The sequence below is a fragment of the Colwellia psychrerythraea genome, from assembly GCF_000764225.1.
In the GTDB taxonomy this organism is placed as follows: Bacteria; Pseudomonadota; Gammaproteobacteria; order Enterobacterales; family Alteromonadaceae; genus Colwellia; species Colwellia psychrerythraea_D.
In genome coordinates, this window is record NZ_JQED01000005.1 from 562762 (window position 1) to 574541 (window position 11780).

Consider the following 11780-nt stretch of genomic DNA (forward strand, 5'->3'; position numbering starts at 1 on the left):
CTAACTAGCTACCTTACTTATGACATAGCGGAACTTACCAGATTTCTCTGCAGCAATTTCGGTCACAATTTCAACATCAACTACGACTTCCTCCCCCAAGCGTGCTTTAAAGCCAGAAACAATGTCATCTGTTATTTCTTTTGAGATACTGTTTCCTTTAGCTGGAACAATATCTACACGGGTATGTAATTTAGATTCTTGAATTATTTTAAATTCTTCAATTCCATCGAGTTCTCGCAAAATATAAATTAGTGCTAAACCATGCATCATAGTGCCATTAGCTGCGACGACAAAATCAGTTGTGCGCCCTTCAATATCTTTCAACACAGGTAAACCGCGACCACAGGCGCAAGATTTTGTATCTAAAGCCGCAATATCTCCGGTACGGTAACGAACAAAAGGGAAATCAGATGTTGCCATATGCGTTATCACTATTTCCCCTTTTTCGCCGTCAGCCACCACATTGCCATCCTTATCTATAATCTCAACAATCAAGTCCTCTGCCGAGATATGCATGCTACCGCTTGGGCATTGATGGGCAATAAAACCAGCGTCTCGGCTACCATAACCATTTGCGACTGGCGCGCCAAAGGCTTTCTCAATGACCTCACGTTGGTAAGGGTATAAACGCTCAGAAGTAACAAAAACAACCTTAATTCCCAGTTGTGTTAAGTCTATATTATGTGAAAGTGCGACTTTGGCAATCAAACTAAAAACTGATGGATAACCAAATAACATCTGTGGCTCAATGCCTTTAATTCTATCAATAAAACCTAATAGTTTACTTTCATCCACATCAAAAGCAGGAATCAGCGTCGAACGAAAAAGCTTATCTCGTAAAATACGTACTTTATCTTGTGCACCCAATTCTATAGGGGAGCCCCAAGCCACAATTTCTTTATCACCAATATCAACATCCCACCAACGGGTCGCTCGCCATTTCTCTGCAACGTCATGACTTACACGTTCATCTCCAAGTAAGAAAGTAAGCGGTGTTCCACTTGAACCACCTGTGGTGAACGAACTAACAGCGCCTGCTTGGTTAGATTTCAATGCGGAATAATTTTCACGTATCGTTGGTTTATCTAAAAATGGGAGCTTGTGTAAATCGGCGACCGACTTAATATCTGAAGAAGATAATCCCAGCTCATCAAAAAGTGCTTTGTAATAGGGTACATCTTCAATTATTTTGCCAATAAACAGTTGCAGACGCTCAGCTTGAGTCTGCATTATTTTTTCTGTTGGTAGCCACTGGCTCTTTTCTAACTGTGCTTTAATCGCGACAGTATCATGCTTCTTCAACCGTTCGTGAAGCGGAAAAAGTAACGTTGAGACTAACCTAGTGTATATCCCTGTCATGTGCTGTCGTGACCTTTTACTAATTATTTTACGCGATTATTGATGATCGATTCATCATAGCAAGCTTTTAACTTAAGCCAAACGTTTACCCAATAAAACTTTTTGATGGTATTTAAACCATTATCTATCAAGTTTTTTTGTAATACTGTACTGCGGAGTATGTCTAATACACCCTCTGCCATTTTTTGGTGATCGGCTATATTAACTAAAAGAGCATCATGTTGATGGGTAACTAATTTTGGGATACCACCAGCATCAGTCGTGACAACAGGCGTTGCGCATGCCAGAGCTTCAATTATAGAGTTTGGTGTATTATCTACGGTACTGGCATTAAGCATTATATCTGCCTGCTGATATAAGTTAGCCATCTCTTCTGGCCCTAAACGTCCGGTAAAGGTAACACTACCATCTAAATTTAATGTAGTTATAAGCGCTGTTAATGCCTGTTTTTCAGGTCCTGTACCAGCAATTGATAGATACGCTTGCGGATACTCTTTTTTTACTAATGCAAAAGCCCTAACGGTTGTGGCAACGTCATAGATGGCTTCTAAATTACGCGTCACTATCAAATGTGGTGATTTATTACTTACGGGTTTATCCGTCTGAAAAAATAACTTCTCATCTAACACATTTGGAATGACAGCAGATTCTTTGCCAAAATCATTAAAGACTTCTTGTAAAAATACCGATGGTACAATGATAGCTTGCGATTTTTTTAGCGTTAAATTAACCCAAAACCAAGATTTACTGAAAAAGTCAGCGGCATACCCCCCCCGATAGTTCACGATTACAGGTTTATTATAAAGGCGGCCCAAAAGAATGGCTGGTGCCGCAAATAAATGCCAAGACCACCCTGAATTTGCCATGATATGGATCACATCAGTATTTTTTAAACGCATCATTAAGGTAAATTTGTAACTTACTAAGCGGAATAACGCTCTTAATACCGGTATTTTCCCTACGAAAGCGGGCTTATAGTCTGGATTCGTTCTAATGACATCTACGGAGATATTCTCAGAACGCAAAAATTCCGCCAATTTTTTGGTTTGATTTGCCATGCCCCCTGCAGGTGGCGCTAATGGCCCAACAATAGTCACTTTCTTAAACTGGCTCATATAAACTACTTTTCAGTTAATTTTTCATAAAGTGGTAAGTAATTACTGACACTATTTCGCCAATTACGGACATTTTCCACATAACCACGGCCATTTGATATGACACTATTAAGCTTATTCTCATCTGCCAACAATTCAATCAATCGTTCCGCAAGTTCGGCGCTATCACTGGCTTTGAATAAAAAGCCCGTTTCATTATCTGTGATTAACTCTTTATGACCACCGACATCAGACGCAATGACTGGTTTACCTTGCGCCATTGCTTCTAACGGTTTTAATGGCGTCACTAAATCAGTTAAACGCATTGGTTTACGAGGGTAAACCAGCAAATCAACTAAGCTATAGTACTTTCCTACTTCGCTATGCGGTACTCGCCCAGTGAATATAACTTTACCTTCCAAACCTAATAGCGTTACTTGTTGCTTAAGGTTCTGCTCTTGCGGGCCACCTCCAACGAGTAATAAACGTGCCTTAGCATTTTTCGCCAATACCGCTGGCATAGCAGCAATAGCGAGGTCTAACCCTTCATAAGCGTAAAAAGAACCTAAAAAACCTAACACATCACAATCCGTTAGTTGTAGTTTTGCGGCTAAATCGGCATTATTGGTCTTATCTTGCGGTGTAATCACATCAAATTGTTCAATATTTACCGCATTGGCAATAACGGTAAATTTACTTTCATCGAAACCTCTCTTAATAAGATCCCCACGAAGGCCCTCACATATTGTTGTCACTGCACTGGCATTTTTAACAACATGAGTTTCCATTTTTCGGGTTAAACGATAACGTAAGTCGTCTTCTTTACAGGTGCCATGATCAACGGCCGCATCTTCCCAAAAGGCTCTAATTTCATAGACAACGGGTAAGCCTGACTTTCTTCCTGCTTTTAATGCGGCTAAACCATTTAATGCCGGAGAGTGTGCATGGATGACATCTGGTTTTTCAATGTCGATAACGTCTAGGATTCGTTTAACCATGGGGCCTATATATGACATCTGGTTCAAAACAGGGAGTTTTGACATTAACCCTGAAATAGGTGCACTACGATAAAATTTAAGCCCATCAACGTCTTCAATTTCAGCTTGGTCATTGCCATGCTTTGGACTCGTGACATGGCATGTTTCAATGCCTAAAGCATGCTGTTGCTTTAGTATTGATCTACTGCGAAAAGTATAACCACTATGTAGCGGGATTGAATGGTCAAATACATGTAAAACTTTCATAACTTTCAAACCCTTTATACTTCTTCAGCTTGTTTATAAAAAGAAGCAAACATCAACAATGTCCATAACGGCGCACTATATTCCTTGCGACCTGATTGATGATCATTCAACCATTTCTCAATCGTCTTCATATTAAATAAACCACTATTTTTCATTTGCTCACTTAATAACGCATCACGTAATTTTTGTTTTAACGGTCCTCTAAACCAATCAGATAATGGCACTCTAAAGCCCATCTTCTTTCGATAAAGTACATCATGCGGTAGATGCGGCTCCATGGCTTTTTTCAAAATGTATTTACCACAGCCGTTCTTAATTTTTAATTCTGTAGGTATTTTGGCGGTCCATTCGACAAACTTATGGTCTAAAAATGGCACTCGAACCTCTAGACTGTGCGCCATGCTAGCACGGTCAACCTTTGTTAAAATATCACCGACTAAATAGGTTTTAATATCTAGGTATTGAATGAGAGATAACGGATCATTACCATCAAAGTTTCCTTGATGCTCTCTAAAGACTTCAAGCGCGGTATATCCTTTTAGTTCTTGGTATAACTCATCTGAAAATAATGCTTTACGTTGTGCATCGTTTAATAGGGATACTCCATGAAAATACCCCTCTGCCGTATCCATTGCTAGTGATTGGAATGTTGTTTTAGCACGTAAAAATTGTGGTGCCCAATCAAGCTTAGGGTATAACTTACCTAAAGTGCCAAATAATGGTTTTCGAACTGCATAAGGTAAAATTGAACGCACTTTTTCTTCGTTCATCATTAAACCATATCGACGGTATCCCGCTAATAACTCATCGGCGCCATCACCTGATAAACAGACGGTGACCTTCTCACGTGCTAACTGACAGACTCTATAGGTTGGCATGGCAGAGCTATCGGCGTACGGTTCATCATATAAACCTGCTAATAAATCCACTAGTTCAAAGTCATCACTAGCAACTATTTGTTCTTGATGATCGGTCTTATAATCTTTGGCGACCATGCGAGCAAAATCAGTTTCATTGTAATCTTTTACATCAAAGCCAATGGAGCAGGTTGTGACAGCTTTCTTTGCTGCATCATCTGACTTATCGTTTGAAAGCTGTGACATCATGGCAACAACGGCACTTGAGTCAACACCACCCGATAAAAAAGAGCCTAATGGCACATCAGCATTCATATGGCTATCTACGGCACCCTTAAACTGCTCAACCATAGCTTCAAGATAGTCTTCTTCAGCCATTTCTACTTGCTGGGCGTAACTAACATCCCAGTATTGCTCAATTTTAGGGGCTTTATCGCCAACGTTAATCGTTAAATTATGTCCTGGGGGTAATTTAGCGACCTCTTGATAAATAGTATGCGGCTCTGCTGCATAACCCAGTGCAAAATATTGTTCAATAGCTTTTGCATCAATTTTTTTACTCAAACCCGGGATCAAAGTGATACTTTTCAGTTCAGAAGCAAAGTAAAGTGTGCCATCAATCATGGTATAGAATAATGGTTTGATACCTAAACGATCACGTGAAATAAACAAACTTTGCTGTGTTTTATGCCAAATAGCAAAAGTGAACATGCCTTGTAATTTATCAACACAAGCAGGGCCCCACTGCATATAAGCATGTAAAATAACTTCAGTATCACTGTGGTTATGAAAAATATGACCCAGTGCTTCAAGCTCAACACGTGTCTGCTTAAAGTTATACACCTCACCATTAAAAATCAGTACATATTCACCGTCATCACTTGCCATAGGCTGCTGACCTGACGATAAATCAATGATCGATAAACGTCTATGCCCTAGAGCCACATGTTCATCAAGATACTCTCCGCCCTCATCAGGTCCTCGATGAAATTGCGCTTGATTCATTTGTGATAATAACTGTTGGTCAACTACGGAGCCATTAACAGAGCTGTTTAATGAGCCATCGGCTGTATTCGCTGGTGAGAAATGTATAAAACCCGTTATACCGCACATTCTATTATGATCCTTTAACCAGTGCTTTATATTGCTGTAAATAAGCATGCACCATGTGTTTTTCATTAAAATTTTTCAATACTTTGGCACGGGCATTCTCACCGTGTTCAAGAATTAATTCGGGTTGATTTATATACCGTAATAAACCGTGTGCTAAAGCGGCGGAGTTACTTTTATCAACTAAAAATCCTTCTTTAGCATCTTCGACCACTTCAGGAACCCCGCCCACTCGTGTAGCGACTATCGGTGTTTTCGCCGACATAGCTTCCAAAATGGTCATAGGGATACCTTCTGCAATAGAAGATAAAACAAAAACATCAGTTTGCGCTAATATTTGCGCTATATCATCACGAGCACCAAGGAAATTCACAGTATCTAAGCCATTTTCTTCACAGTACTTTTCTAGTTTTTTACGTTGTTCACCATCACCAACGATAGCAAGTGCAGGCATTTTTTCACGGCCTATTTCTTGATTGATTATTGCAAAGGCTTTGAGCAAGTTAAGGTGATCTTTTACCGGTGAAATTCGAGCAACAATGGCAAATCGCAGTTGTTTGCTCACAGTTTTAGGCACATTAAAGCGCTCGGTGTTAATACCATTTTGAATAAGTAAGGCTTTCTTTGAGGGTATACCAACAGAGCCCACCAACCACCGATGTAAGTCCTCACTCACACTGACATATCTATGAATAAAGGATGACATCAGTTTTCGTAATAAATTATGTTTTTTATTTAAACCTTGCGGATCACTAATATCACGACCATGTTCCGCATGAATATGCCCCTTAACCCCTGCCAGCCATGAAATTGGGTGATACTCAATCGTCGCCAGATTATAGGTATGTAATATCGCAGGCTTTATTTTTTTTAAAAGTTTATAAAGCTTAAAATGAATGCCTAAATCACTGCCTTGTTTCTTACCTAAACAATAAACCTCAATTGGGTTATCTTCTGACTGAGAAAAATGATTCGCATCTGTTAATGAAATAATAATATGGTCAAAGTTTTCATCTTGCATTTGGTTAATACAATTAAGCATAACTCGCTCTAAGCCACCAATATCTAAACGGTAGATTAAATGAACGACTATCTTCTTATTATTCACTCATCTCACCTTTAAACTCATACTGGTTAAATGCTTGGGATAAATCGCTTTCAACCTGACTTAAGTCACTCTCTCCTGCAAACGACATAGCCCGCATTTCACTAAAGTCAGACTGACGAGACAAACTATTCCACGCTTGCATCAATTTAGCTTGATTATCGCTGACAGTATAAAAATCACCGACTTTATACTGATATAGGTAACTTCTTGGCTGGCCATCAATAGTGCGTAAATGTACTAACATGACAGGTTTATTATTAAGCACTAATTTTTTCTTGGCGACAATCGTCCAGCGGTCATAATCATGAGTGACATTTTGCCAAACAATTAACTCCCCTTTATTTTGTTTATTGCCGTATATAGCTTGGAAGACCTCTATACCTTGTTCGTTTCTTTGATAGACTTTCTCATAAGCGTCTTCAAAGCTAATCCCCCAAGATGAAGAGACCTCTGCCGTGATATTGTTTTCTTTTAAATTAACGCTCGGAATAGATTTTAATACAAAGAAAGTTAACAGCAATAATGGTAAACTCAACAGCGGTAATACAGCATACTTAGAAAATTTCATTTGAGCTTCAGAGCCCAACTTTTCATTATCAGAACCTTTTGTGGCTTGCGCCTTATCGGCAAAAAAGCCGCCAATCCAAAACATCAACATAATCACTACACCAAAAAATAACCAACCATAAATAAGGTGGTCAGCACCGGTGGCGTATTTCATGTCTGTGTAATATGCAATAGCAACAATGCCATAAGCACGAATACCATTTGCCAAAATAGGTAATGTAAGTGCAAATATTACAAACAATATCTTTTTATACGTTTTGTTATACGTTAAATAACTAAATAAAGTACCTACAGCAACTGAGGCAATTAAATATCGAATGCCAGAACAAGCTACCGCGACTTCAAACATTCCTGTGGGTATTTGAATATATAAACCGTCGACATAAACAGGAATACCATTAAGCTTGAGAAAAAAAACAGTAAACCAAGCCGTAACATCTTGCAACAATGGTATGAGGTTCTCACCCATAGGTACGGCAAAAAACAAATACATTAAAGGGAATTTATAATGCCAAGCTAATTTATTACCCATAACTAGCCAAATTAATAAAACTAATGACGTTACGGCAGAAAGTTGTCCTAAAACGTTGATATCAGCCGAATAGGCAAACAGCCACACAAATAATGAAGCAACTAATAAAGGCAGAGCAAGCCAACCAGGTCGTACTCTACTTTGCAAAAAGTTTTCTTTATCTCGCCAGACTAACCACAAACTAATGGGTAAAATGAAATACCCATGAGCAAAGGTATCAGAGGTCGACCAAATAGCTTCCATCGCTCGTAAAGTATCTTGGTAAACGACAACCCAAGCAAGTATTAGCACAGAAAACATTAACCATAACCGTTTGTCGGTTATGGCGAGGCAAGATGAAACTTTTCGCTCTACTTCGCTAGTTACTAGCATCACTGTCATCCTTTTTAGTAAAAAAACCTAATAATGGTTCCAAGGTTTGTGGCCAAGTAAACTGCTCTATGATCCACTCTCTACTCGTGAAGTTCTTTCTCTCTTTATTTGCTAAAAATGTTAAACAAGCTTTTGCATACACTTCAATATTATCAGTAATCACTACCGCTTCATTAGCTTCTGCATTAATACCTTCCATCGCCATCGGTGTAACAACAATAGCTTTATTCAACGACATTGCTTCAAGTACTTTATTTTGAATACCGCGCGCTATTTGTAATGGTGCTACAACACACTGTGATTGATTAATAAAAGGGCGAACATCATGTACACGTCCTGTTACTAATACACCTTGCTGTTTTTCCAACGCTATAACATCACTACTTGGGTTTCCACCTACAATACAAAAAACCGCTTCGGGATTTTTTGCTAAAACTAATGGCCACACATGTTCAGTAAACCATAATACTGCATCAATATTTGCCCAATAATCCATTGCACCAGTAAAGGCAATGAATGGTTGGCTTGGTACCAGTGTTTCTTGTTCAAATTGTTTTTCAGGGTCAAAAAAGTGTATGTCGACACCATTTAATAGCCCATGTACCTTATTTTTCTGTTCTAAGGCTTGTCGCTCACTGAATAATTGTGCTTCATCAGGAGAAACAAACAAACTATGGTCAAATTCAACACAAATATCATTTTCAACCTGTGCCAATAGACTGTATTCACGATTAAAGAACCAGTTGGCCAAGCCCGTCTTTTTCATTGCATATTGACGCCATTTATCGGAATCAATATCAACAAAATCAATAATTCGCTCCAATGATGAAAACTCAGCAACCTGCGAATTTCTATCTTGAACGTATTGCGCCATTGAAGAGCTATAAATAAATACTTTACTAATCTGATGCTGAGCAATAACTCGATGAGTCCATTGCTGCATTCGTTTATCGAAATAATACGGTAACGTTATAGGCTTATTCGTTAAAAAACCGGTTAAGCCTTTAATTTTTGAGAGTGTTTTATGCTGATCTAGATGAAAAATAGATGCGCAGTACTTTTGCAAACCTGAAACATATTGTTTATCAAATGGATCATCGATAAAACATCCTAAATGAACCTCATACTGCTCACTCAACTTTTTTAATATATTAAACGAACGGATTTTATCGCCTTTATTAGGCGGAAAAGGAATACGGTGACACAAGAACAACAACGGCTCTTTTTGAGGATAACGTTCTTTCTTCTTAGCATTGAGCTGTTCATTTGAGTGACTCATTAGCTTACCCTAGAAATTTAGATAAAAAAGGGCCAACTATTTGACTCACTTTTAGTGGTAATTTTTGCCACAACTCAATAAATAATTTGTATTTCGGGTTATTAGGACTAAGGTTTGGCAATTCAGTTGCGTTAACAAGGTGGTAATAATAATAAAGTGACTTTGGCTCCATGCCCCAGTTTTTCTTATATTTGTATGGGCCACTATCATTTTTACTACGGCCAAAGTCATACCAACGATAGCCTTTTTCACTCGCGCTACACATGACTTGGTAATACATATAATCGGCACTTTTAAGACCACGGGCACTGTCATTACCGCCACCATAATAAGGTAATACTTGCTCGTTAAAATAAAAATTCATCACTGCACTTGATAATTGCTCATCTTTACTCTTAATAACAGCAATATCAATATTATCGCCGAAAACATCCACCAAATTTTCAAAGTAGACTTTGCTAAAAATGGGAGTACCTAAGTTACGATAACTTGTTGACAATAAGTGGTAAAAATCTTGTAAGTTCTTATTACCTGTCTCGAGCGAAAAATTAAGTTCATTTTTGAGAGAGTGTCGGATTACAGCACGTTGTTTTTTCTTAATTGATGCGAGAATCTTTTCATTGTCTTCTGCTAATTCACAGCCAAAAGCACTGTGTGCTTGTTTTAACAGTAATGTTGAGTCTTGCTTCTCTTGATAACGCAGTTCTAAATAATCAACAGATAGTTTTTCCGCTAATAAACAAGCTTCTTGTTCTAATTGACGCACTAGTTCAGGGGAATCAGCAATAGCGCCGCCATAAACACAAAAAGGCGTTGAAACGAGTGCGTGACCAAATAACTTACTTTTAACCTCTACTAATGGTAAAACACCAGCAATACTGCCATCTAGCTCTATAAACAAAAAATAGCAATCATGGTTGAAGCTTTTTGATATCACTTGCTGCCAACCACTTAAATGGAAAAAACTCCCCTGTTGATGATTTTTTACATAATGGTCCCACGACGAAAATTCAGATGATGTGAGTTGTTTAATTGCATTATTAGTAATAGAAATATTATTCAAGTGTCCATTCTCTTTATATTTAACTTAAAGGTGAGCTCACCACAATCACACTATATGCCCGCTCCCCTTGAAGATGCTCGTTTCAGGAAATCTGAGCGAGCCATAATCAAGGCGCATTTTTTATTAAGGGTCATTCCATTAATAAAAAATGTAACGCAGAGTATGATTTGCTCAGCCTTCCCTAAAGGGCTTGTTTAGAAACGCTTTATGCTGCGTTATTGATTTCGACAATAGAATAACTATTCTTTTCAATCAATGCTTTGCCTAAAAGCGTTTTTAATTCCAGCTGAATCATGCATCTTCAAATCGAACGGGTATATCCGTTTCATGTTTACTTTTTATTCAAGTAAACACTTTTCATCGTGTCCCATTGGTAATCTTCTAACAATCGTACAACCTTACCCTCCATACGAGATAAGTTTAAATAATGACGAAGTCTAGACTTTATCGAGGCACCTGCAACTCTAGGCTGTTCTGGATCGATTTCCCATGGATGAAAATAGAAACTGTAAGGCTGCTGTTCTGTATTTAAGTAATTATCAATACGTCTTTTTGACAGCCAATAAGGGTAAAGGCGAAAATAGCCACCGCCACCAATACCTGTATTACGTTCACTTTTTCGAACTGTCGGTACCGGTATTTCAATGATGCCTTCATCTCGTTGATATTTAAAACGTGGCCAGTTAGGTACACCGTATAAGTCATGCTCAATGGGATAGGTGCTTGAACTATACTCAAAACCCAGTTCAGCTAGCGTCTTATATACCCAAGTATTATTATCATTAATAGAAAAGCTTGGTGCGCGATAACCAATAATGGCTTGCCCAGAGGTATCTTCAAGTACTTGCTTACTTTTTCTCACATCTGCTAGAAATTGCTCAGGGGTCATTTCAGTTGCTCGCTGATGGGCAAAACCATGGCTTGCTAATTCATGTCCTTGATCAACGATTGCTTTAATTAAATTCGGACAACGCTCTGCTACCCAACCTAAAGTAAAAAAGGTGCATTTAGCCTGCTTTTGTTCAAACAGTTCTAATAATCGATAAGTATTCGCCTCAACACGTAGTTCGAGGTTGTTCCAATCTGCTTTATCAATCGCTTTTTCAAAGGCTGAGACATGAAAATAATCTTCAACATCTACCGTTAGCGCCTGCCTACTCGGAAATGTAGTCATTTTATTTACGGTTTGCATTAT

At 38.4% G+C, this 11780-nt stretch carries 9 protein-coding genes; all 9 read right to left on the minus strand.

What is annotated here, in order from left to right:
- The 9 genes from ND2E_RS16815 to ND2E_RS16780 all read right to left on the minus strand — a co-directional run bounded on the left by ND2E_RS16815 (position 1) and on the right by ND2E_RS16780 (position 11777).
- Positions 1 to 1359, minus strand: coding sequence for a phenylacetate--CoA ligase family protein (locus tag ND2E_RS16815; protein ID WP_033092623.1), 1359 nt, complete (start codon positions 1357 to 1359; stop codon positions 1 to 3).
- A gap of 23 nt (positions 1360 to 1382) precedes the next feature.
- Positions 1383 to 2474, minus strand: a complete 1092-nt coding sequence (locus ND2E_RS16810; protein ID WP_033092624.1) for a glycosyltransferase family 4 protein — start codon at positions 2472 to 2474, stop codon at positions 1383 to 1385.
- A 5-nt stretch (positions 2475 to 2479) separates the two neighbouring features.
- Positions 2480 to 3697, minus strand: coding sequence for a TIGR04063 family PEP-CTERM/XrtA system glycosyltransferase (locus ND2E_RS16805; RefSeq protein ID WP_033092625.1), 1218 nt, complete (start codon positions 3695 to 3697; stop codon positions 2480 to 2482).
- A gap of 14 nt (positions 3698 to 3711) precedes the next feature.
- Positions 3712 to 5667 (minus strand): XrtA/PEP-CTERM system amidotransferase, encoded by a 1956-nt coding sequence (locus tag ND2E_RS16800; protein ID WP_033092626.1) that lies wholly within the window; start codon positions 5665 to 5667, stop codon positions 3712 to 3714.
- 4 nt (positions 5668 to 5671) lie between these two features.
- Positions 5672 to 6772: a TIGR03088 family PEP-CTERM/XrtA system glycosyltransferase gene (locus tag ND2E_RS16795; protein ID WP_033092627.1), complete on the minus strand. Its 1101-nt coding sequence runs from the start codon at positions 6770 to 6772 to the stop codon at positions 5672 to 5674.
- Complete coding sequence (gene xrtA, locus ND2E_RS22330; protein WP_052056250.1) at positions 6765 to 8243, minus strand: exosortase A; 1479 nt, start codon at positions 8241 to 8243, stop codon at positions 6765 to 6767. The genes ND2E_RS16795 and xrtA overlap by 8 nt, the downstream gene beginning before the upstream one ends.
- The gene (locus tag ND2E_RS16790) at positions 8230 to 9522 is read right to left on the minus strand and encodes a TIGR03087 family PEP-CTERM/XrtA system glycosyltransferase (protein ID WP_052056251.1); all 1293 of its coding nucleotides are present in this window, start codon (positions 9520 to 9522) and stop codon (positions 8230 to 8232) included. Before ND2E_RS16790 ends, xrtA begins: the two co-directional genes overlap by 14 nt.
- Before the next feature lie 4 nt (positions 9523 to 9526).
- Entirely contained in the window at positions 9527 to 10585 is a 1059-nt protein-coding gene (locus ND2E_RS16785; RefSeq protein ID WP_223303537.1) for a FemAB family XrtA/PEP-CTERM system-associated protein, read from the minus strand.
- A 331-nt stretch (positions 10586 to 10916) separates the two neighbouring features.
- Complete coding sequence (locus ND2E_RS16780) at positions 10917 to 11777, minus strand: XrtA system polysaccharide deacetylase (protein WP_033092760.1); 861 nt, start codon at positions 11775 to 11777, stop codon at positions 10917 to 10919.
- Between the last annotated feature and the right edge of the window lie 3 nt (positions 11778 to 11780).

What these genes read in the sequence shown, in the direction of transcription:
- ND2E_RS16815 (WP_033092623.1), bottom strand. Translation starts at nt 1,359, where the DNA reads ATGACAGGGATATACACTAGGTTAGTCTCAACGTTACTTTTTCCGCTT.
- ND2E_RS16810 (WP_033092624.1), bottom strand. Translation starts at nt 2,474, where the DNA reads ATGAGCCAGTTTAAGAAAGTGACTATTGTTGGGCCATTAGCGCCACCT.
- ND2E_RS16805 (WP_033092625.1), bottom strand. Translation starts at nt 3,697, where the DNA reads ATGAAAGTTTTACATGTATTTGACCATTCAATCCCGCTACATAGTGGT.
- ND2E_RS16800 (WP_033092626.1), bottom strand. Translation starts at nt 5,667, where the DNA reads ATGTGCGGTATAACGGGTTTTATACATTTCTCACCAGCGAATACAGCC.
- xrtA (WP_052056250.1), bottom strand. Translation starts at nt 8,243, where the DNA reads ATGCTAGTAACTAGCGAAGTAGAGCGAAAAGTTTCATCTTGCCTCGCC.
- ND2E_RS16790 (WP_052056251.1), bottom strand. Translation starts at nt 9,522, where the DNA reads ATGAGTCACTCAAATGAACAGCTCAATGCTAAGAAGAAAGAACGTTAT.
- ND2E_RS16780 (WP_033092760.1), bottom strand. Translation starts at nt 11,777, where the DNA reads ATGCAAACCGTAAATAAAATGACTACATTTCCGAGTAGGCAGGCGCTA.